19 protein-coding genes and 3 tRNA genes are annotated in these 20,881 nt (G+C 58.9%); 13 read left to right on the top strand and 9 right to left on the bottom strand.

The window, feature by feature from the left end; genetic code table 11:
• The first annotated feature begins 37 nt into the window (after positions 1-37).
• From purF to ACZ3HH_RS13890, 6 genes are all read left to right on the top strand, one after another.
• Positions 38-1,543, top strand: a complete 1,506-nt coding sequence (gene purF, locus ACZ3HH_RS13915) for an amidophosphoribosyltransferase (RefSeq protein ID WP_007905939.1) — start codon at positions 38-40, stop codon at positions 1,541-1,543.
• A 79-nt stretch (positions 1,544-1,622) separates the two neighbouring features.
• A complete protein-coding gene (locus ACZ3HH_RS13910) occupies positions 1,623-2,834 on the top strand; it encodes an O-succinylhomoserine sulfhydrylase (protein WP_048395135.1) in 1,212 nt (403 codons plus the stop codon).
• Positions 2,831-3,607 carry an SDR family oxidoreductase gene (locus ACZ3HH_RS13905; protein ID WP_465805390.1) on the top strand — a complete coding sequence of 259 codons (777 nt, stop codon included), beginning with the start codon at positions 2,831-2,833 and terminating at the stop codon, positions 3,605-3,607. The genes ACZ3HH_RS13910 and ACZ3HH_RS13905 overlap by 4 nt, the downstream gene beginning before the upstream one ends.
• Before the next feature lie 250 nt (positions 3,608-3,857).
• Positions 3,858-3,933 (top strand) — tRNA-Val (locus ACZ3HH_RS13900).
• A gap of 19 nt (positions 3,934-3,952) precedes the next feature.
• Positions 3,953-4,029: transfer RNA gene (locus ACZ3HH_RS13895), tRNA-Asp, on the top strand.
• Positions 4,030-4,122: 93 nt separating this feature from the next.
• A tRNA-Asp gene (locus ACZ3HH_RS13890) sits at positions 4,123-4,199 on the top strand.
• A gap of 299 nt (positions 4,200-4,498) precedes the next feature.
• On the opposite strand, the gene ACZ3HH_RS13885 is transcribed toward ACZ3HH_RS13890, so the two are convergent.
• A complete protein-coding gene (locus ACZ3HH_RS13885) occupies positions 4,499-5,632 on the bottom strand; it encodes a catalase family protein (RefSeq protein ID WP_465805388.1) in 1,134 nt (377 codons plus the stop codon).
• 3 nt (positions 5,633-5,635) lie between these two features.
• Positions 5,636-7,468 (bottom strand): di-heme-cytochrome C peroxidase, encoded by a 1,833-nt coding sequence (locus ACZ3HH_RS13880; protein WP_465805387.1) that lies wholly within the window; start codon positions 7,466-7,468, stop codon positions 5,636-5,638.
• 269 nt (positions 7,469-7,737) lie between these two features.
• Here ACZ3HH_RS13880 and ACZ3HH_RS13875 point away from each other — a divergent pair, with 269 nt between their 5' ends.
• The 6 genes from ACZ3HH_RS13875 (at position 7,738) to ACZ3HH_RS13850 (ending at position 11,248) form a co-directional block, all read left to right on the top strand.
• Positions 7,738-8,451, top strand: coding sequence for an FKBP-type peptidyl-prolyl cis-trans isomerase (locus tag ACZ3HH_RS13875; protein WP_123720773.1), 714 nt, complete (start codon positions 7,738-7,740; stop codon positions 8,449-8,451).
• Between the two features lie 293 nt (positions 8,452-8,744).
• Positions 8,745-9,200: a YkvA family protein gene (locus ACZ3HH_RS13870; protein ID WP_123496210.1), complete on the top strand. Its 456-nt coding sequence runs from the start codon at positions 8,745-8,747 to the stop codon at positions 9,198-9,200.
• A 111-nt stretch (positions 9,201-9,311) separates the two neighbouring features.
• Complete coding sequence (locus ACZ3HH_RS13865) at positions 9,312-9,653, top strand: helix-turn-helix domain-containing protein (protein WP_030131674.1); 342 nt, start codon at positions 9,312-9,314, stop codon at positions 9,651-9,653.
• Complete coding sequence (locus ACZ3HH_RS13860) at positions 9,650-10,021, top strand: hypothetical protein (protein WP_007898892.1); 372 nt, start codon at positions 9,650-9,652, stop codon at positions 10,019-10,021. The genes ACZ3HH_RS13865 and ACZ3HH_RS13860 overlap by 4 nt, the downstream gene beginning before the upstream one ends.
• Positions 10,022-10,429: an SEL1-like repeat protein gene (locus tag ACZ3HH_RS13855; RefSeq protein WP_465805382.1), complete on the top strand. Its 408-nt coding sequence runs from the start codon at positions 10,022-10,024 to the stop codon at positions 10,427-10,429. It begins immediately after the preceding gene.
• Between the two features lie 528 nt (positions 10,430-10,957).
• The gene (locus ACZ3HH_RS13850; RefSeq protein ID WP_465805685.1) at positions 10,958-11,248 is read left to right on the top strand and encodes a hypothetical protein; all 291 of its coding nucleotides are present in this window, start codon (positions 10,958-10,960) and stop codon (positions 11,246-11,248) included.
• 147 nt (positions 11,249-11,395) lie between these two features.
• On the opposite strand, the gene ACZ3HH_RS13845 is transcribed toward ACZ3HH_RS13850, so the two are convergent.
• Entirely contained in the window at positions 11,396-13,186 is a 1,791-nt protein-coding gene (locus ACZ3HH_RS13845; protein ID WP_465805380.1) for a bifunctional diguanylate cyclase/phosphodiesterase, read from the bottom strand.
• Between the two features lie 134 nt (positions 13,187-13,320).
• On the bottom strand, positions 13,321-15,402 hold the full coding sequence (locus ACZ3HH_RS13840; protein ID WP_465805378.1) for a carboxy terminal-processing peptidase: 2,082 nt from the start codon (positions 15,400-15,402) through the stop codon (positions 13,321-13,323).
• 138 nt (positions 15,403-15,540) lie between these two features.
• Between ACZ3HH_RS13840 and ACZ3HH_RS13835 the strand changes: the two genes are divergently transcribed.
• Complete coding sequence (locus tag ACZ3HH_RS13835) at positions 15,541-16,503, top strand: zinc-binding dehydrogenase (RefSeq protein ID WP_465805377.1); 963 nt, start codon at positions 15,541-15,543, stop codon at positions 16,501-16,503.
• Positions 16,504-16,609: 106 nt separating this feature from the next.
• Here the strand turns inward: ACZ3HH_RS13835 and ACZ3HH_RS13830 are convergent, their stop codons facing one another.
• From ACZ3HH_RS13830 to ACZ3HH_RS13810, 5 genes are read right to left on the bottom strand one after another with little or no spacing between them, the layout of a single operon-like run.
• Complete coding sequence (locus ACZ3HH_RS13830; protein ID WP_465805375.1) at positions 16,610-17,263, bottom strand: HAD family hydrolase; 654 nt, start codon at positions 17,261-17,263, stop codon at positions 16,610-16,612.
• 34 nt (positions 17,264-17,297) lie between these two features.
• Complete coding sequence (locus tag ACZ3HH_RS13825; protein WP_465805373.1) at positions 17,298-18,287, bottom strand: ABC transporter ATP-binding protein; 990 nt, start codon at positions 18,285-18,287, stop codon at positions 17,298-17,300.
• Positions 18,284-19,084 (bottom strand): ABC transporter permease, encoded by an 801-nt coding sequence (locus tag ACZ3HH_RS13820; RefSeq protein WP_465805371.1) that lies wholly within the window; start codon positions 19,082-19,084, stop codon positions 18,284-18,286. Before ACZ3HH_RS13820 ends, ACZ3HH_RS13825 begins: the two co-directional genes overlap by 4 nt.
• Complete coding sequence (locus tag ACZ3HH_RS13815; protein WP_185047203.1) at positions 19,071-19,907, bottom strand: ABC transporter permease; 837 nt, start codon at positions 19,905-19,907, stop codon at positions 19,071-19,073. Before ACZ3HH_RS13815 ends, ACZ3HH_RS13820 begins: the two co-directional genes overlap by 14 nt.
• 5 nt (positions 19,908-19,912) lie before the next feature.
• Positions 19,913-20,719, bottom strand: coding sequence for an alkaline phosphatase family protein (locus tag ACZ3HH_RS13810; protein WP_465805369.1), 807 nt, complete (start codon positions 20,717-20,719; stop codon positions 19,913-19,915).
• Positions 20,720-20,881 lie beyond the last annotated feature (162 nt).

Here is a 20,881-nt window from a genome sequence, read left to right as displayed (position 1 = left end):
TGTTCAGTTCAGATCCATTAAGTAGGGGTTGCGTCGCATGTGTGGCATCGTCGGTATCGTCGGTAAGTCGAACGTCAATCAGGCGCTGTATGACGCGCTAACCGTCCTCCAGCACCGCGGCCAGGACGCTGCCGGTATCGTGACCAGCCATGATGGCCGGTTATTCCTGCGCAAGGACAATGGCCTGGTACGTGACGTGTTCCATCAGCGTCACATGCAGCGTCTGGTCGGCCACATGGGCATTGGCCATGTGCGTTACCCGACCGCGGGCAGCTCGACTTCGGCCGAAGCTCAACCGTTTTACGTCAACTCGCCGTACGGCATCACCTTGGCGCACAACGGTAACCTGACTAACGTTGAACAATTGGCCAAGGAGATTTACGAATCTGACCTGCGCCACGTCAACACCAACTCCGATTCGGAAGTACTGCTCAACGTGTTCGCACACGAGCTGGCCCAGCGCGGCAAGTTGCAGCCGACCGAAGAAGACGTGTTCGCTGCCGTCACCGACGTGCACAACCGTTGCGTCGGTGGTTACGCAGTCGTGGCGATGGTGACCGGTTACGGCATCGTCGGTTTCCGCGATCCGCACGGCATCCGCCCGATCGTCTTCGGCCAGCGTCATACCGACGAAGGCGTCGAGTACATGATCGCCTCCGAAAGCGTTTCGCTGGACGTGCTCGGTTTCACCCTGATTCGCGACCTGGCACCGGGTGAAGCGGTCTACATCACTGAAGATGGCAAGCTGCACACTCGTCAGTGCGCGACCAACCCGTCGCTGACTCCGTGCATTTTCGAACACGTCTACCTGGCGCGTCCGGACTCGATCATTGACGGCGTCTCGGTCTACAAGGCCCGCCTGCGCATGGGCGAGAAGCTTGCCGAGAAGATCCTGCGCGAGCGTCCGGATCACGACATTGATGTGGTCATCCCGATTCCGGACACCAGTCGCACCGCGGCCCTGGAGCTGGCGAACCACTTGGGCGTCAAGTTCCGCGAAGGCTTCGTGAAGAACCGCTACATCGGCCGGACTTTCATCATGCCGGGTCAGGCTGCACGGAAAAAATCCGTACGCCAGAAGCTCAACGCCATTGAGCTGGAATTCCGCGGCAAGAACGTGATGCTGGTGGACGACTCCATCGTTCGCGGCACCACCTGCAAGCAGATCATTCAGATGGCTCGCGAAGCCGGCGCCAAAAACGTCTATTTCTGCTCCGCGGCACCGGCCGTGCGTTACCCGAACGTCTACGGCATCGACATGCCAAGCGCTCACGAGCTGATCGCCCACAACCGTTCGACCCAGGACGTAGCCGACCTGATCGGCGCTGACTGGTTGATCTATCAGGATCTGCCTGACTTGATCGAAGCGGTCGGTGGCGGCAAGATCAAGATCGAGAAATTCGATTGCGCGGTGTTCGACGGCCAGTACGTCACCGGTGACGTCGACGAGGCTTACCTGAACAAGATCGAGCAGGCACGCAACGATGCCTCCAAGGTCAAGACCCAGGCAGTCAGTGCGATCATTGATCTGTACAACAACTGAGTAACTACCGGCCCCTTAGGGGCCGGTTTTGTATCTACTAAAGACTCTCTAAATCAAGAGCAGGGCAAGGAGTGACAGCATGAGTCAGGATTGGGATGCCGGTCGGCTGGACAGCGACCTCGAAGGCGTAGCGTTCGATACCCTGGCCGTACGCGCCGGTCAGCACCGCACGCCGGAAGGCGAACACGGTGATCCGATGTTCTTCACTTCCAGCTACGTCTTCCGTACCGCTGCCGACGCGGCCGCACGCTTTGCCGGTGAAGTGCCGGGCAACGTTTACTCGCGCTACACCAACCCGACCGTGCGCGCGTTCGAAGAGCGCATTGCCGCGCTGGAAAGCGCCGAGCAAGCCGTGGCCACTGCCACTGGCATGGCTGCGATCATGGCAGTGGTAATGAGCCTGTGCAGCGCCGGGGACCATGTTCTGGTCTCGCGTAGCGTATTCGGCTCGACCATCAGCCTGTTCGAAAAGTACTTCAAGCGATTCGGCATCGAAGTCGATTACGTGCCCCTGGCGGACTTGTCCGGCTGGGATGCGGCGATCAAGGCCAACACTAAATTGCTGTTCGTCGAGTCGCCGTCCAACCCGCTGGCTGAGCTGGTAGATATCAAGGCACTGTCGGAAATTGCTCATGCCAAGGGCACGATGCTGGTGGTCGACAACTGCTTCTGCACGCCTGCGTTGCAGCAGCCGCTGAAGTTGGGCGCGGACATCGTCGTGCACTCGGCGACCAAGTTCATCGACGGCCAAGGCCGTTGCATGGGCGGCGTAGTGGCCGGTCGTAGCGAGCAGATGAAAGAAGTCGTCGGTTTCCTGCGTACTGCCGGGCCCACCCTGAGCCCGTTCAACGCCTGGATCTTCCTCAAAGGGCTGGAAACGCTGAGTCTGCGCATGAAGGCGCACTGCGCCAATGCCCAGCAACTCGCCGAATGGCTGGAGCAGCAGGACGGTATCGAGAAAGTCCATTACGCCGGTCTCAAGAGCCATCCGCAGCACGAACTGGCCCAGCGTCAGCAGAAGGGTTTCGGTGCGGTCGTGAGTTTCGAGGTCAAGGGCGGCAAAGAGGGCGCTTGGCGCTTTATCGATGCGACTCGCCTGATCTCCATTACCGCCAACCTGGGTGACAGTAAAACCACCATCACGCACCCGAGCACCACCTCTCACGGCCGTCTCGCGCCGCAAGAGCGTGAAGCGGCAGGGATCCGTGACAGCCTGATCCGCGTTGCGGTCGGTCTGGAAGACGTGGCAGACCTGCAGGCCGATCTGGCGCGCGGGTTGGCTGCCTTGTGATCGAGTTGTCGACGCCGACCACGGGTACCCATGGCCGCGTCGCGCTGGTCACCGGTGCTGCGCGCGGCATCGGTCTGGGGATTGCGGCCTGGCTAGTCAGTGAAGGCTGGCAGGTGGTGCTGACCGATCTGGATCGGGAGCGCGGTTCTAAAGTGGCGAAGGTACTTGGCGAAAACGCCTGGTTCATCGCCATGGACGTCGCGAACGAAGCGCAGGTGGCACTGGGCGTGGCCGAGGTGCTGGGGCAGTTCGGGCGTCTGGATGCGCTGGTGTGCAATGCGGCGGTGGCCGACCCGCACAACATCACCCTGGAAAGCCTCGATCTGGCCTACTGGAACCGGGTGCTGGCGGTGAACCTCAGCGGGCCGATGCTGTTGGCCAAGCACTGTGCGCCGTACCTGCGCGCTCACAGCGGCGCCATCGTCAATCTGGCCTCGACCCGTGCCGGACAGTCGGAACCCGACACAGAGGCTTATGCGGCGAGCAAGGGCGGTCTGTTGGCCCTGACTCACGCCTTGGCCATCAGCTTAGGGCCGGAAATTCGCGTTAACGCAGTCAGTCCAGGCTGGATCGACGCGCGAGATCCCGCGGCAAGGCGTGCCGAACCGCTGACCGACGCCGATCATGCGCAGCATCCGGCGGGCAGGGTAGGGACGGTCGAGGACGTGGCGGCGATGGTGGCGTGGTTGCTGTCGAAGAACGCCGGGTTTGTCACGGGCCAGGAGTTCGTGGTCGATGGTGGCATGACCAAGAAGATGATTTACAGCGAGTAATAGGGCGGGCGCGGTCTCCAGCATTGATGTTGAATGTGCCGCCATCATCGCGGGCTCGCTCCCACATTAGAAAGCATGTTGCCCGAAGAAACGCGGTCCACTGTGGGAGCGAGCCTGCTCGCGAAAGCGGTCTGACGGTTGTCGACCTCGTTGGGAAGGACACAATTTTGTCTTTTTCAGAAAAACTTCAAGCGGGGTATTGACTTAGCTTCGGTACCTGCGTAAATTTCGCGGCCTCGGAGATGCAAACGGGTGATTAGCTCAGCTGGGAGAGCGTCTGCCTTACAAGCAGAATGTCGGCGGTTCGATCCCGTCATCACCCACCACTTACTTTCAACGCTACGCGCAGCGGTAGTTCAGTCGGTTAGAATACCGGCCTGTCACGCCGGGGGTCGCGGGTTCGAGTCCCGTCCGCTGCGCCATATTTTCCGAGTCAGGTTTACCTGTCTCGAGATTGAAAAGCCTCGAAGCTTTCCAGTCAGACGAGTTACTTGGGCGAAAGTCCAAAGCGATACGCAGCGGTAGTTCAGTCGGTTAGAATACCGGCCTGTCACGCCGGGGGTCGCGGGTTCGAGTCCCGTCCGCTGCGCCATATTCGGTATCTGGAACGCTGAACGCCAGATCACCACAGAAAGCCCGCTTAATGCGGGCTTTTTGCTGTCTGGGATTTGGCTTTGTGCTGGATCCACTGAAAAAGCGACCCGAACAGGTCAATGCCATTCAGTTAAGCGCAGAACCTGTGGGAGCGGGCTTGCCCGCGATAGCGACCTGTCTGACACATCAATGGTGAATGTGCTGCCATCATCGCGGGCAAGCCCGCTCCCACAGGGATTTTGCTTAACTGACTGGCACTACCCGAACAGGTCGCTTTTTTCGTTTCTGCCTTGCCTATTATTCGGCATTACGACTGTGCCGGTAGTCGCTGACGGCCTCGTACACCGCTTTGCGCAACCGGTTGATCCCACCAATCGGCCTATGGGCTTCAAGACCGAACCATGGGTTGAACGACTGGTTGTCGCATTGCAGGTTCAGCGCCGGGGTGTCGAAATCCTGGGCGGGCAGTTTGATCCTGGCCACGGTTTCGAAGGGCGCGTCGCTTTCGCTCCACTCGATACTGGTGTCTTCGATCGGCATGTACCTGCCCGCATCCTGGCGCTGGATCTGCAAGACGAAACACGCCGGTACCCGATCGGTCGACAGCTGCTGGTTCAGCGCACTGCGCAGAAAGTTCGGCAGGTTTTGATTTTGCGTGGGCAGCGCGTAGACCGGGCAGCTATCAGGATCCGGCATCACCCGGAATTTTGCGTTGGCTTCACCAAACTTGTACGGCGAAACCGAAAAGTAAGTGGTCTGCGTCGGGCTTGTCGGGGCAGGGGAGAGCGTCGCCAGCGCGATAAACAGATGGCGAACCTGCCAGGTGCGCGGATCCCAACCCGGGAAGAACGCCATTACCTTTTTGCCATCAGCCTGAGCGGCCACATTCTGACGATACTCGGCGACATCGCTGACAAAGAAATTCGGGTGGTTGAACATCACGAAATCCTGTTCGCTGCGTCCTTGTCGGTCACCCAGCAACTGTTTACCAGGCACATCGAACAGTTTGATCGCCATGCCCCGGGCATCGCGGATGCTGTCGAACTGCGGATACGCATTGCCATTGGACAGCCGCATCGTCGCTTGCCAGGTTTTGCCGGGTTCACTGAACACCCCTTGACGTAATGCCACCGCCAGATCCGGCAGCACCTGAACCTCGGCCTTCACGCAGCCATGGGCTTTGGCATGGGCATCGCGCAGGTAGCGGGTACTTTCGCGGTGTTGATCGACGATACGCACGGCCGTCTGGATGATGTCCTGGGTCATTGCCGCTTCGCCGTCCGGAATCAACTCTTCAGCCGATACCGGGCCGCGATGCTGCCAGGCGGACCAAGCCATGATCAGCGCCCAGCCGAGCAAACCCAGGCCCAGCAACCACAGCAGGGTTTTGCCGAGGAAAACGCCAAGGCGCAACCAGAGAGTGATCAGCATGGGTCAATCCTTTTGACTGAGGCGGCGGTCTGGCAATTGCGACTCCATCGGGCCACCCAATACTTTCAGGTATTCCAACAGTGCCCAGCGTTCCTCCGGTTGCAGCAGGCGACCAATGACGCCGTTGCCGCGCTCGCCTGCGCGGAACTCGTGGCCGCTGTTGTGATTACCAGTGACGCGCGTATCGAACACAAAACCGTTGGTGAAGACTTCGGTGCGATAACCCAAATGTTTGGGGTCGTATTCGAAGGTGCCCTTGTAGAACGTGGTCGCGCGTTCATCCTGGGGCGAGAGCAGTTGATAAATACTTGGTACCGAACCGTTGTGCAGAAACGGCGGCGTGGCCCAGACGCCCGCCAGTGGTCGAGCTTTGTAGCTACGCAACTCCTGAACGCCGATCGGCAGGCCGAATCCGTCCAGGTTCGGGCGCTCTGCGGGTGTCACATTGGCTTCGCGGTAGGCCTGGTTGCTCACGAAAGCAGTGACGTAAGCCAGTCCCTTGGCCACGGACAACTGGCTCATATCCAATGGTTCTGTGGGTTTGGGATGCAGTTGTACGTCCAGTTGCGCAAGCTCTGCCGGATCCCACTGCAAGGCTGTCAGATCGAAGCGGTGATCAGCAATATTGTTGGCGGCGCCGGCGTCTGTGCCAATCACCTCCACAGGCAGTAATTTCAGATGATGCACTGGTCTGCCGTCGCTTTGGGTGACGCGGGGTACATGGCACCCGGCGCAGTTTTCAGCGAATAGTTCGCGGCCTTTTGCGGCCAGGGGCTTGTCGATGTTGCCCAGCAGGGCTTCCGGCCAGGCAGGCGGTTTGAGTCGTTGCAGGGTTTGTTCGATCCGGTGCAGATCGCGCACCCGGACGCTGGACGGGTAGCGGTCGTCGCCCTTGAGCGGCTGCCCGCTGCTGTCGAAGAAGTTCAGCGTGGCACCCACACCCAAGGCCTCACCGATATTACGGGCCATCGGTTGCTGCGCCGAACCGTTCCACTGCACCCAGTCGAAGGTCCACATGTCCCACAGTTGCGGGTAGTCCACCGGTGCGTTGGCCACGCGGTAGTTGGCGGGTGAAATCGCGTCGCCGAAGCTGGCGTTGGCAATACGCCCGAAGGCATCGGTGCGGCCGGGGCCTTCTTCGGTGGGGTAGAGGCCGCGGTGGGTGTCGTTCCAGGCCACTTTCAAGAAGGTATCGAGTGAGACTTTAAAATCCTGGCGTAGTTGTTGATGCCGTGCGTCGTAGTCCTGACCCAGAACGCTGCGTGCGAAACGTTCGAATTTCCAGGGGTTGTAGTAAGTCGAGGCGAGGCTGGCCACCAGTGCCTGGCCGAAACTGCCGCCACGCAGGGTAGGAACGCTGGATGGCAACACATGCTGGGCCGAGCCGCCGTCGATGCGCACGGCTTGGCCATTGAAGCGCAATTCGCCGGTGTGGCAGGCGGCGCAGGTGATGTCCAGAAACTCGTCCTGGCTGCCGGGGTTTTGATGACGGGCAAAACCGACGGGCAGGTTACCGGGATTGTTCGGCGTGGCTTTCTGGCTCGGGTCGATCAGAAAACCAAAGCGTGCGAGGTATTCAGGAGCGGCGAATCGTTTTTGCGAAAAGGGCAGTTCCAGGGCGTTGAACCAGTCATAGCGCAAGCCTTTGACCTGGGTACCTTGAGGTGTGAAGTAGTAAGCCTGTCGGTCGGCGGCACTCCATTGCTCCAGGTAATTCACCTGTTGCGCCGGTGACCAAGTCGGTAGTTTCGGGTTGGCGACGTAATACAGCACTATGGCGAGGCCTAGCCCCAGTAATACTGCGATCAGAATCAGCAAGCGGAATATGTGGCGCAAGATAAACGTCCTTGTCAATTTGTAGCTCTCTTATGCCTCAGCGGACGAGGTGCGGCAAGAGGCCATTACGCCAGAGGCTGTGAGAACCTGCCCCTAAGTCTGTAAGAGCCAAATGACAGAAGCTTCATCCTTCTATGGCCGAAATGCGTTTAAACACCTGAACTTATCAGACGTTTCCTGCTCTCATGCCGGTAGCCATTGGTCGTGGCGGCCTGATAAGCTCGCGGCTTTACTCGATTGCCCTTTAGGCGCATGAACAAGGAAATAGCATGAAACAGCATCGGTTGGCGGCGGCGGTGGCCCTGGTTGGCCTGGTACTTGCGGGTTGTGATTCGCAGACCAGCGTAGAGCTGAAAACCCCGGCGCAAAAAGCTTCCTACGGTATCGGCCTGAACATGGGCAAAAGTCTTGCTCAGGAAGGCATGGATGACCTGGATTCCAAAGCGGTAGCCCAGGGCATCGAAGATGCCGTCGGCAAGAAAGAACAGAAGCTGAAAGATGAAGAGCTGGTTGAAGCCTTCGCCGCACTGCAAAAGCGTGCTGAAGAGCGTTTGGCCAAGATGAGCGAAGAGTCGGCAGCCGCCGGCAAGAAGTTCCTTGAAGAAAACGGCAAGAAAGCGGGTGTCACCACCACGGCTTCCGGCCTGCAATACGAAGTGGTCAAGAAAGCCGACGGCGCTCAGCCTAAGCCAACCGACGTAGTGACTGTTCACTACACCGGTAAATTGACCAACGGCACCGTTTTCGACAGTTCCGTCGAGCGTGGCAGCCCGATCGATCTGCCGGTCAGCGGTGTGATTCCGGGTTGGGTCGAAGGCCTGCAACTGATGCACGTTGGCGAGAAGTACAAACTGTACATCCCTAGCGAACTGGCTTACGGCGCCCAAAGCCCAAGCCCGGCGATTCCAGCCAACTCGGTGCTGGTATTCGACCTGGAGCTGCTGGCCATCAAGGATCCAGCAAAACAAGACGCCACCAAGTAATTCGCGTCTGCTCGAAAAACAACGCCTCGCTTATGCGGGGCGTTGTTGCATCTGGGGTTCAGGGGAGGTAAACAAAGCGAACGGATGCGGTACGCTGGAGTCATAGCCAGTGAGAGCGTTTGGCTAGACGGACCGAGGCGCCAAGTCAATGAATTCTTGGGTTTTTTTATGTGAGTAAAAAACGCCCGATCTGAGTCAGGCCCTTATGAAACGGGGCTTTCAGCGATGAAATGCAGCTCTGTTCACAAGGTTATCCACAATTTGTGTGGATAACATTTCAGCGGGAGGAACAAATGAAAACGCCCTGGAATTTCGCTCGTTTCCTGCCTCTGGCCGGACGCCTGCTCGCCCGTGGTCGTTTGCCGACCCTGCTGTTCGCTGTTGCCAGCAAAGGCGCGAGCCAGGGCAATCGCCTGGGTAAACTCAAAGATGATCTGCGTCTGTTGCAGGCACTCTGCCTGGCCTACTGGCGTGGCGAGTACCGGGCCATCAGCCCCAAAGCACTGGTCTCGGTGGTGGCTGGCCTGATGTATTTCCTGAGCCCGGTGGATGCAATCCCGGATTTCATCCCGGTATTCGGCATGCTCGACGACATTGCCGTGCTGGCCTGGTTGATGAAAGTTCTCGATGACGAACTCAATGCCTTCCGTGCCTGGCGCAAGCGTCAGTTGCCGGAAAAGCTCGCAGTGGTCGAACGCCTGCCCGATACCCCGGAACAACTGCAACTTCAGGGCCCGAAAAAAACCTGAACCGATTCAGGATCATCCATATTCATACCCCCGCGACCTTGGCCGCTGTTAGGATTACACTTCTAGGGAAAAGCGCCGACTCGCTAAGTGTCGTTGTCCTACGGGGTAGTCATGGATATTCAGATAATTACACGCGAAGGCGAACCCGAATATGCGGTTCTGCCATGGGCTCAGTATCAGGCTCTACTGAAAGCAGCAGGCATCAAGCAACAACCACCGCGCGACGCCACAGTGCCTCCCGCGGCGGCACCAGACCAGATTCTTCCGGGTCTGGATCAACTACGCAATTTGCGCGAAGGGAAGGGCATCGCCATTGAGGCGCTGGCCCGCACGGTAGGCATCAGCCCGTCATATCTCGCCTTGATCGAAAGCGGTGAGCGTCAACCCGACGCTGCTATTCGCCGCAGCCTCGCCTGGGAATTGACGGTGCCAGGATGGAGGGATGAATCGTGAGCGTACGCATCAGTCGTCAACATTGGGACGGATTGTTGGGGGAGCTGGATCAGGCGCGTCGTCAGCGCCATCTTTTGACTTATCGGGCGTTGCTGGAGCGTTTGCAGCTACCCACGCCGGCCATGCAAACCTTGACCGCTGCCCTTGAGCACCTGGCGGCGCTGGATGCCAGAGCCGAGCAGCCGTTGCGCAGCTCGTTGGTGATCAGCCAGGGCGCGAGTCGCTTGCCGCGCACCGGCTTCTTCGAATGTGTCGAGCGCCTCGGGCGCTTCTCCGGTCCGTCCGATGGCGTGGCTGCCGCGTCCTGGCATGCCTCGGAAGTGGTGCGGGTGTTCGAATACGAGTACCCCGAGTCGGCGGAAGCCTGAGTGTTTTTAAGACTCAAGGCGCGGGCCAGTTACTGGCTGGCCCGCCGGTTGTTCCACTGGTCGTGGTTTGTGCGTCAGCCGCGAGGCTGGCGTTGGCTCGAGGGCCAGTTCGCCCGCATGGCGAACCTGGGTGATGTCGGCGCCCAGAGCTTCTATGGCCACATTCTGACCTTTCGCGGCGTCGGTCTTGGGGCACGCGAGGAGGGGGTGCGATTACTGCGCCTGGCCGCGTTGGCGGGGGATGGCAAGGCGGCGTATCAGGTTGGTGTGATCAGCCTGGCGGGGACGGCGAGCAAGGCGCCGAATCCGGTGGAAGCGGCTCGCTGGTGGGAAATGGCGGCGAAGGCCGGGCATCCGCTGGCCGAGCTCAAATTGAAAGAATTGGCGTCTCGTGGTTCTGCGGATTAAATAATTGTGTGTCTGACAAATTAACGTGGTGAGAGGGAAACCTCTCGCCACGTTTGCGTTTTTGCCTGCTTGTTGATTGATGGAGTGGCCATTAAGAGAATCGGCCTACATCCACATCATCCTTTCCTGACTTCTTTCCTGATTGATCCCCCGCAAAGTCTCGCGCGTTTATTACCGGGCAGATCCATCGGAGATTTCCTTCAAGTTGTAGCGGTTTGCATGAACTGGTGCGCGATGCGCTCCATCGATAGTCTTGGGGTTGTCACTGCAAATTCAGTGACAGGGCGTGGAAGCCCTTCTATCGTTAGGCGCATCAAGCGCCACCAGTTCGGCGTTTTTTATCGTCTGAGTTTTATGGTGGCTGTGCGCGGGGCGCTTTCGAGTGCGCCAGGTGCCTAACGTCCTGGTCTTCCACACCTGCGTACAGCCGCCACCTATTGCGTGGAAGTGATTTCTGGCGGCTCCAATCCATACGTTAGGAATCAAACAATGACAGCAATTACCCCTGATCCACCCTAAGAAAAACCAATTCCCCACCCCAAGAGCCGCTTCATGGCGCTCACCAGCAACTGCAACGACATGCCCACGCTGTTCGTCGATACCCACGCGCCGCTCGATGTTTTGTATGACGCTGCCAACTATCGAATTTGCGCCGTCACCCAGGTACTCGAAAACCTGTCCATGCGTGGTTCAGTCGAGTGCGACTCGATGATACTTAGCGACTTTGCCTTGCTCTGCGCCATTCCATTGCGCGATGGGTGTGATGTGCTGGATGTGATTGGGCGGCGGTTGCGGGCTCGGCCTTCAGGCGATGTCTAGTGACGGATTAGTCCTGGAAATTTGCGGCGACTGAGCGGGCCTCTTCGCGGGCAAGCCTCGCTCCCACAGGTTTTGTGTCGTTTGTGAATATTGCGTACGACACAAAACCTGTGGGAGCGAGGCTTGCCCGCGAAGGCGTCAGATCAATCAGCGATGCCCAATGAGCAGTTCTTCTTCAGGTCCGGACACCGCCAGACTATCAATCACATGCACGCTATACCCCGGCACATTCTTCGCGTGATGCTTGGCCTGTGATGCCATCTCTGCCAACTGGCTCGCATCGAGTTGTTCGCAGGCCTGTGGATGCAAATGCACCACGCCGATGGACAGTGACAACAACGGAAACTCTTGCCTTACGCCCTGGCGGTTGGGGGCGATGAAGCAGCCGGCTTCCAGGTGTTCGCTGCGATAAAAGCGTCGGCATTGGCTGTGGAAGTCGTCCAGCAGTTGATTCAGGCGTTTGCGCCAGTCTTCCGGGCCGAGTACCAGCAGGAAGTCGTCGCCGCCGATATGGCCGACGAAGTCGCGGGAAGGGTCGACGCGATCGTTCAGGCATTGCGCCAGGCACAGTAGGACTTCATCCCCGCGACCGTAGCCGTAGATGTCGTTGAAGGGTTTGAAGCTGTCGATATCCACGTAGCAGATCACCGATTCCCGTTCCTGTTGCAGCAGCCGTGTCAGGCATTGCTGGATCGGCACGTTGCCCGGTAGCAGGGTCAGCGGGTTAGCGTAGCGCGCTTGCTGGATTTTCAGTTCGGTAATCAGCTTGAGCACGTCGATCACTCGGCCCAGTCCCAGATAGCTGCCGTTGAGGGTGATGATGAAATCCTCTTCGATGCGCTGGCGGGCGCGGCTGGTGATCAGGCGGCTGACCTGTTGCAGCGATTGGCTCAGCTCCACGGCGAGGAAGTCGTCGCTCATCAAGCGGCTGATGGGCTTACGGGCGAACAGGTCGGTGGCAAAGGGCTTGAGCAGGGCGTCCGAGAGCGAATGACGGTGGACGATGCCGCAGGGCTGACCCTGTTCGTCGAGCACCGCCAGGGAGTTCAGGTTGGCCTGGCGGCGGAAGGCTTCCAGTACGGTGGCGGTCGGGGTGTCGCTGGTCACCGCCGGTTGGTCGTTGAGCAGGGCACTGAGGTCACTGACTTCCTCGCTCAGTATCGCGGCGACGCTGTTTGGTTTGGGTATGAACGTTCGGGCATCGTGGGGCGGATGTTCTTGGGGGCGGCAAAGCAGATAGCCTTGCAGCAGATCGACGCCCATCTCAGTCAACACCGCCAGTTCTTCCGGCAATTCGATGCCTTCGGCGATCACTTTTGCCCGCGACGCCTTGGCAATCTGCAGGATCGAGCCGACGAACTCACGCTTGAGCGCGTCCTGGTGAATGCCGTCGATAAAGTGCCGATCGATCTTGACGTAATCCGGGCGCAATTCGGACCAGAGCCGCAAGCTCGAATAACCGGCCCCCAGATCGTCCAATGCAATGGAAAACCCCATTGCCCGATAGTGATGCAGGGCGGTTTGCAACAACTGGAAATCATCGGTCGGGGTCTGTTCGGTGAGTTCGATCACCACCTGGCTCGGTGGTATGCCGAAATCCTGCAGCAGTTGCAAAGTGCGGCCGGGTTGGTGGGCGGCTTCGAGCAGGGATTCCGGGGACACATTGAGGAAGAGTTTGCCGGGCAGTTGCTGTTCATTGAAACGGCGGCAAGCGCTTTGACGGCAAGCGATCTCCAGTTCGCTGAGGCGACCGGCCTGGCGAGCTATCGCGAACAGGGCAACGGGGGAGTGCAGTGGACTGTTGGAGGGGCCACGGCTGAGGGCCTCGTAACCGATGATACGTCGTTCAGAGAGGGAAATGATCGGCTGGAACAGGCTGTGCAAACCGCTTTGAGTCAGTATTGAGCTCAAGGCACTCAGCTGTTCGGTTGTGGTCATGGCGTTCTCTGGCGATAAAAAAAGGACCGAGTGCAATGTGCACTCAGTCCTTTATTTCACGACAGAATGATGACTGTTTGATGACGCTCCGGGGAGCGTCAGTATTAAATTGCCATCATCCAGATTGTAACAACCTAGTGCTTGGCAACCGCGGTGTTGAGTTTCAAGTAATCCAGCAGAATCCGCCCGGTCTCGCTCAGATAAGCATCGTCTTCTGGTTTGGTCTTGTCCTGCTCGGCCGCGATGGCATCCTCGTCTTCTTTCTTCAATTCTTTGAGCGGCTCTTCGCCCTTGGCCTTGCGACGGATGTTTTCCATGACAAGTTGTTTGGCTTCGATATCGGCATGTTGTGCGCGACGGTCGGCTTCATTGAGGCTGACTGTTTTTTCGCTCATCAACTTCTGCGCCAGGGCCAGTTTGTCGCGGATGAACACGAACTCCGCGTCTTTGGCCGTGCGTACGTCATGCTCGGACTTGAGCTGCGTGATGTACGGTTTGAAGGGGTCAAGCGCAGGCTTGATGGCCGCACGAATGGTGTCCCATGGCATGGCTTCCGGCAGGGCGCTTTCGCCGATTTCCTTGGTGTCGATGATCGACGGGTAATCGATGTCCGGCAGTACGCCCTGATGCTGGGTGCTCTGACCGGAAACCCGGTAGAACTTGGCCAGGGTCAGTTTCAGTTCGCCATGGTTCAGCGGCTGAATGGTCTGCACGGTGCCTTTGCCGAAGGTCTGGCCGCCGATGATCAGTGCGCGGTGGTAGTCCTGCATGGCACCGGCGAAAATCTCCGAAGCCGAGGCGGACAAACGGTTGACCAGCAACGCCATCGGGCCTTTGTAGAACGCGCCCGGGTTTTCGTCTTCCAGTACATCGACCCGGCCGTCGGCGTTACGCACCAGTACGGTCGGACCTTTGTCGATGAACAGACTGGTCAGCTCGGTGGCCTCTTGCAAGGAACCGCCGCCGTTGTTGCGCAGGTCGATGACCACGCCGTCGACCTTGTCTTTCTGTAGCTCGGTCAGCAGCTTCTTGACGTCGCGGGTGGTGCTCTTGTAGTCCGGATCGCCGGCACGGAAGGCCTTGAAGTCCAGGTAGAAGGCCGGGATCTCGATGACGCCGAGCTTGTAGTCCTTGCCATCCTGCTTGAGGTTGAGGACCGACTTCTTCACCGCCTGGTCTTCAAGCTTCACCGCTTCGCGGGTGATCGGCACGATTTTGGTGGTCTGGTCGTTCGGCGCGTTGCTGGCCGGAATCACTTCCAGGCGCACCACGGTGCCTTTTGGACCGCGAATCAGTTTGACCACTTCGTCCAGGCGCCAGCCGACCACGTCGACCATCTCTTTGTTGCCTTGGGCCACGCCGATGATCTTGTCGGCCGGTGCAACCTGCTTGGTTTTGTCGGCCGGGCCGGCAGGCACCAGGCGCACGACTTTCACTTGATCGTTATCGCTCTGCAGCACGGCGCCGATGCCCTCAAGGGACAGGCTCATGTTGATGTCGAAGTTTTCCGCGTTATCCGGCGACAGATAATTGGTGTGCGGGTCATAGGACATGGCGAAGGTGTTGATGTATGCCTGGAAGATGTCTTCCGCACGGGTCTGGTCCAGACGCGTCAGCTGATTCTTGTAACGCTTGGTCAGGGTTTCCTGAATCTGCTTCGACTCTTTGCCGGAGATCTTCATCCGCAGCACTTCGTCCTTGACGCGTTTGCGCCACAGGTCATCCAGTTCTGCGTTGGTCTTGAGCCAAGGGGCATCCTTGCGATCGACCAGCAAGGTTTCCTTGGCGGTGAAGTCGATCTTGTCGACACCCTTGTTCAGCTCGGCAAGGGCAAAGTCCAGACGCGCCTTGACGCGGTCCAGGTAGCGCTTGTAGATGGTGAAACCGGCGTTCAGGTCGCCGCTTTTGAGGAAGTCGTCAAACTGGGTTTTCCATTTGTCGAATTCGGCAATATCGCTGGCCATGAAGTAGCTGCGCGATGGGTCCAGCAGCTTGAGGTAGCTGTCGTAGATGATCACGGAGCGTGCATCGTCGAGCGGTGGCTTGCTGTAATGATGACGCTTGAGCAATTCGACGACGTTCAGACTGGCGATTACTTCATCACGATCGGGCTGAAGCTTGTCCCAGCTGTTGGCTGCGAACGAATTGCTCGACATCGGCAAAAGGCCGAGACCAATGACAAGAGCGAGGGCGGTGCTGGGGAGCAGATGCTTCATGCTGATTCGACGCGGGGACAATTGATAACGCATATTAGGCCGTCTTTGAAGTCGCCGGATCCACAAGGACCGGTCGCATAATGCAAAAAGCCCGGCGCTACAGCTACGGGCTCAGTCCAGACTCACTATGGAGGCACTGTGAAAGCATTGCAAGGCGTTGAGGGGCGAGTGGAGTGGGTTGAAGAGCCGAGTCCTACGTGCGATGTAGGACAAGTTCGCATCCGAGTGGCGGCAGCGGGACTCAATCGCGCCGATTTGTTACAGAAAGCAGGACTTTACCCGCCACCGCCGGGGGCCAGTCAAGTACTGGGTCTTGAGTGTTCGGGGGTGATCAGCGAGGTCGGTCCGGGCTCTTCCTGGCAGGTGGGTGATCGGGTTTGCGCCTTGCTGGCCGGGGGTGGGATGGCCGAGGAGGTAGTTGTCGACGGACGGCATGTGTTGCCGGTTCCCGAAGGTTTGTCCCTGGCCGAAGCGGCGGCATTGCCGGAAGTGTATGCGACCGTTTGGCTGAATTTGTTTCAATTGGCTGCGCTCAAACCGGGTGAGAAAGTTCTCCTGCACGCCGGAGCGAGTGGAATCGGTTCAGCTGCCATTCAGCTGTGCAAGGCGTTTGGTAACCCGTGCTGGGTCAGCGTCGGTTCTGCCGAGCGTCTGGCTTACTGTGAAGCGTTGGGTGCGCAGGGCGGGGTAGTGCGCAATGGTGATCTGGACAGCTTGAATGATCTTGCGCCGTTCGACGTGATCCTCGACCCGGTGGGTGGCAATTACGCGGCGTTGAACCTCAAGCTGCTGGCTCGTGACGGTCGTTGGGTGTTGATCGGTTTGATGGGCGGGCGTGAGGCGCAGCTGGATCTGGCGCAGGTGTTGGCCAAGCGTGTGCAATTGTTGGGTTCGACCCTGCGCAGTCGTGACGAGCAGTTCAAGGCCGATTTGTTCAGCGATCTTGGCCAGCATGTCTGGCCGCTGTTTGCCGAAGGGCGTTTGAGTCCGCAACTGGCCAGGACATTTGCGATCAAGGATGCCGAGGCGGCGTTTGCGGAGCTGGCGAGCAATAAGGTTTCCGGCAAACTGGTGCTGGTGATCGACGACAGCCTGGTGTGACACTTACCTGTGGGAGCGTGGCTTGCCCGCGATGAACGATGACGCGGTATGACAGACACACCGCGTCGCCTGAATCGCGGGCAAGCCCGCTCCCACAGGATTTGAGTTACTTCCAGATATGGATCGGCCAACCGGCCTTTTCGGCGTGCTCAAGCAGCACCGGATCCGGATTCACCACGTGTGGGAAATCTACCTTCAGCAGCAGCGGCAAATCGTTGCGTGAGTCGGAATAAAAACTCGCGCCTTCCAGGTTTTCCTCTTCGGCATCCAGCCATTCCAGCAAACGGGTGATCTTGCCTTCGCGGTACGTCAGTGTGCCAACGGTATTGCCGCTATACACCCCGTGCGCCACTTCCAGTTCGATGCCGAGAATTTCGTCGATGCCCAGACGGTCGGCAATTGGCCTGACCAAATGCGTGCCCGAGGCGGAGATCACCAGGATCCGGTCGCCGGCCTTGCGATGGGCGGCGATGGCTTTGGTGGCGTCGCTGAAGATGATCGGCTCGATGAAGTCTTCTACCCAAGGCGCCACCAGGTGCTCGACCTCTTCCGGCGTGCGACCGATCATCGGTTCCAGACTGAAGGTCATGAACTCCTCCATCTGTAACTTGCCGTGGCTGTAAGCGTCCATCAGTTCGTTGTTCTGACGCATGAACGACTCGGGATCGACCCAGCCCAGGCGGCCCATTTGCTCGCTCCAGAGGGTGGCGCAGTCGCCGTGGATCAGGGTTTCGTCCAGATCAAAAATTGCCAGGGCCATTAGTGCAGTTCTCTCTTCAACATCAGCAAAGTCATCAGGCTACCTCACACAGGGCCGTCGGATCGATGGAAAGCGCCAGGCGCTGACCATCGGGATGCAGGTCGGCCGCCGAGCGGTTCAGCACATCCACCACCAATTCCACGCCCCGGGCGTCGACCCGGTAGCGAATCACGTTGCCCAACAGGCTGTGGCTGCGGACCTGCGCGTCGAGCTCGCCGTTCAGGCTCAACTCGATAGCCTCCGGACGAATGGCGATGCGATGGGTGATCGGCCTCTGCAGCAGTTTCGTCGCGCTGTCGGCGTCCAGCAGGTTGTAGTTGCCGATGAAGCCTGCGGCAAAAACATCGACTGGCGCGGTGTAGAGGGTTTCGGCATCGCCGCTTTGTACGATCTTTCCCTGATTCATCAGGAAGATTCGGTCAGACATCGTCAGGGCTTCTTCCTGATCGTGAGTGACGAAGATCGTGGTCAGACCCAGTTCGCGCTGGATCTGACGGATCTGTTCGCGCAGGTGCTTGCGAATCCGCGCATCCAATGCCGACAGCGGCTCATCCAGCAACAACAAGCGGGGCCGGGTCACCAGCGAGCGAGCCAGGGCGACACGCTGGCACTGGCCACCGGACAGTTGATGCGGGTAACGGGCGGCGAAGTCATTGAGCTCCACCAGTGTCAGCACTTCGGCGACGCGCTTGTGGCTATCGTCGGCGTTGACCTTCTGCATGCGCAAGCCGAAAGCGACGTTCTGCTCCACGGTCATGTTCGGGAACAGCGCATAACTCTGGAACACCATGCCGATCCCGCGTTTTTGCGGGCTCAGCGGGACGAGGTCCTGACCCTCCAGCAGAATCTTGCCGCCGTCCACCGAGGTCAGGCCGGCAATGCAGCGCAGCAGGGTGGACTTGCCGCAACCGGACGGGCCGAGAAGGGTGACGAATTCGCCTTTCTTGACTTCGCAGTTGATGTCGCTGAACACCGTGGTGCCTGCGTAGTTTTTCTGTAGATGTTGGACGCTGACATAGCTCATTCGCTTTTGTCCTTGTTCAAGATATTGGCAGCCCAGGTCAGAACCAGCACAAAGAAGAAGTAGGAAATCACCAGCGCGCTGGTGAAGTGGCCGCTGCTGTTGCGCATGTTGTTGAGGTAGACCTGCAGGGTTTCGTAGCGGGTGCCGACGAGGATGTTGGCGAACACGAATTCACCGAACAGGAACGAAAATGACAACAGCAACGCCACCATCAAACCTTTGCGCAGGTTCGGCAGCACCACCAGGAATGCAGCTTGCCAGGTGCTGGCACCGAGCAGTTGCGCGGAGTCCATCAGGTCGCGCAGGTTGATCGCTTGCAGGTTGTTGGTGATCGCCCGGTACATGAACGGCAGCGCCACGGTGAAGTAGCAACCGATCAGAATCCAAGGCGTACCGACCATCGCGAACGGCCCCGAACCGTAGAGCTGCAACAGCCCCACCGACGACACCACCGGCGGCACCGCGAAGGGCAGCAGAATCAGGATGTTCATCAAAGCGTCGAGTTTCGGGAAGTGGTAATGCACCACGAACAGCAGCGGCAGAATCAGCACCACCGACAGAATCAGCGAGCCGACACAGACCAGCAATGACTGGCCGAACGCGTTGAGAAAGCGCGGATCGCTCCACAGCTGGATGTACCACTTGAAGGTAAAACCGCTGGGCATGATCGTCGCAGACCAACTGCTGGCGATCGAGTAGATCAAGGTTCCGAGCAGCGGCAACAGCAGAATGGCAAACAGCAAGTACACCACGACGCGGTGGTAGACACCGACGGGGCCCAGTTCAGCGCGAGACATGGTAGCTCCTCTTCAACAGCAGCTGATGCACGATGGTCACCAGGGTCATCAACGCCACCAGCACCACGGCCAAGGCGCTGGCCAGGTTCGGGTCGAGGGAAATGTCACCGGAGACCATCGCCGCGATGCGGATCGGCAACACGTTGAAGTTGCCGGTGGTCAGGGCGTAGACCGTGGCATACGCGCCGAGGGCGTTGGCCAACAGGATTACGAATGTGCCCAGCAGCGCCGGGGTCAGCACCGGCAAACCGATGTGCCGCCAGAATTGCCAACCGTTGGCGCCGAGCAACGCGGCGGACTCACGCCAGTCTTCGCGCAGGGCATCGAAGGCCGGGTAGAGCAGCAGCACGCCCAAGGGAATCTGGAAGTAGGTATAGAGAATGATCAGCCCGGTTTTCGAGTACAGATTGAAGTCCTGAATGATCCCGGCCTGTTTCAGCATGATGGTGAAGGTGCCGTTGAACCCCAGCAAAATGATGAACGCGAAGGCCAGGGGCACGCCGGCGAAGTTGCTGGTCATGTTGGCGAAGGCGTTGACGAAGTTGCGCAGTTTCGAGTCGACCCGGCGCAGGGAATAGGCGCCGAGTACGGCGATGATGATGCCGAACACGCTGGACCAGAAACTGATCTCGAGGCTGTACTGGATCGCCTGCAAATAGAACTTCGAGTTGAAGATTTTGCTGAAGTTGGCCAGGCCCCAGCCAAACTCTTCCGATTGCAGGCTGTTGATCATCACCCAGAGCAGCGGGGCGATCTGGAACACGAAGAAGAAAATCGCGAAGGGCACCAGGCATAGAACGGCCAGCCATTTACCGCGGGTCATGGCGTTCACTTGAGCAGCTCCCGGCACACAGGTTTGTCGTGGGGCACGCCCAGCAGTTCGCAGACGGTGCCGCAGATTTCGGTCTGTTTCGGTGCGGCGTCTTTGTTGAAGCTGAAGGCATCGCCAAGGACGAACAGCGGCACTTCGCGTTCTTCGGGCAGCAGGCCGTTGTGCGAACGGTCGTTATTCATGCCGTGGTCAGCCGTCACCAGCACCTGGTAACCGGCGTCGAGCCAGCCTTGCAGGTAATCGGCGAGGATGATGTCGACTGAGCGAGCGCTATTGCGATACTGCGGGGTGTCGAGGCCGTGCTTGTGCCCGGCGTCGTCGATGTTCATGGGGTGGACCAGTAAAAAGTTCGGCGCGTGGCACAGACGCAGATGTTCCGCGTCGGCGAACAGATGCGAGTCCGGGTAATGGTCGCTCCAATAGAAATGACCATGCTGGATCGGCAGTTTGGGGTCGTCGGTATGACGATCCCGGGCGGCCACGAATGGCGAGCGGTTATACAACTCGCTGACCCAGTGATAGGCCGCGGCGGCGGTTGTAAGGCCCGCGTCGGTGGCGTAATGGTAGATGCTGCGCTGGTTGGACAGGCGTGAGACGTTGTTGTGAACGATGCCGCTGTCGATCGGCGTAATGCCGGTCAGGATGCATTCATAAAGCGGTCGGGACAGGGCCGGCAGTTCGCACTCCAGTTTGTAGAGTGCCGCGCGTCCTGCGCCAACGTAAGCCTGCAGATGCCCCATGGCGTGGCGCGCGACTTCGTAATTGAGGCCGTCGAGCACGACAAGGATGACGTTGTGCTTCATAGGGCTGGGACTCCGCAAAAACAGATGATTCAAGTACGCAACCAATCCCCTGTGGGAGCGGGCTTGTGTGGCGAGGGGGCTTGCCTGTGGCGAGGGAGCTTGCTCCCGTTGGGCTGCGAAGCGGCCCCAAAAAAGGAACTGCTGCGCAGTTCAACGGGAGCA

The sequence above is a fragment of the Pseudomonas sp. PME37.24/025 genome (genome assembly GCF_055556615.1).
The sequence above is the reverse complement of the archived record's forward strand: the minus strand, read 5'-3'. Positions and strand labels throughout refer to the sequence as shown.

Bases quoted from the DNA above. Each gene is read 5' to 3' on its own strand.
- ACZ3HH_RS13830 (WP_465805375.1), bottom strand. From the start codon at position 17,263: ATGGCCCTGGCAATTTTTGATCTGGACGAAACCCTGATCCACGGCGAC.
- ACZ3HH_RS13910 (WP_048395135.1), top strand. From the start codon at position 1,623: ATGAGTCAGGATTGGGATGCCGGTCGGCTGGACAGCGACCTCGAAGGC.
- purF (WP_007905939.1), top strand. From the start codon at position 38: ATGTGTGGCATCGTCGGTATCGTCGGTAAGTCGAACGTCAATCAGGCG.
- ACZ3HH_RS13815 (WP_185047203.1), bottom strand. From the start codon at position 19,907: ATGACCCGCGGTAAATGGCTGGCCGTTCTATGCCTGGTGCCCTTCGCG.
- ACZ3HH_RS13875 (WP_123720773.1), top strand. From the start codon at position 7,738: ATGAAACAGCATCGGTTGGCGGCGGCGGTGGCCCTGGTTGGCCTGGTA.
- ACZ3HH_RS13810 (WP_465805369.1), bottom strand. From the start codon at position 20,719: ATGAAGCACAACGTCATCCTTGTCGTGCTCGACGGCCTCAATTACGAA.
- ACZ3HH_RS13845 (WP_465805380.1), bottom strand. From the start codon at position 13,186: ATGACCACAACCGAACAGCTGAGTGCCTTGAGCTCAATACTGACTCAA.
- ACZ3HH_RS13825 (WP_465805373.1), bottom strand. From the start codon at position 18,287: ATGAGCTATGTCAGCGTCCAACATCTACAGAAAAACTACGCAGGCACC.
- ACZ3HH_RS13820 (WP_465805371.1), bottom strand. From the start codon at position 19,084: ATGTCTCGCGCTGAACTGGGCCCCGTCGGTGTCTACCACCGCGTCGTG.
- ACZ3HH_RS13870 (WP_123496210.1), top strand. From the start codon at position 8,745: ATGAAAACGCCCTGGAATTTCGCTCGTTTCCTGCCTCTGGCCGGACGC.
- ACZ3HH_RS13865 (WP_030131674.1), top strand. From the start codon at position 9,312: ATGGATATTCAGATAATTACACGCGAAGGCGAACCCGAATATGCGGTT.
- ACZ3HH_RS13840 (WP_465805378.1), bottom strand. From the start codon at position 15,402: ATGAAGCATCTGCTCCCCAGCACCGCCCTCGCTCTTGTCATTGGTCTC.
- ACZ3HH_RS13885 (WP_465805388.1), bottom strand. From the start codon at position 5,632: ATGCTGATCACTCTCTGGTTGCGCCTTGGCGTTTTCCTCGGCAAAACC.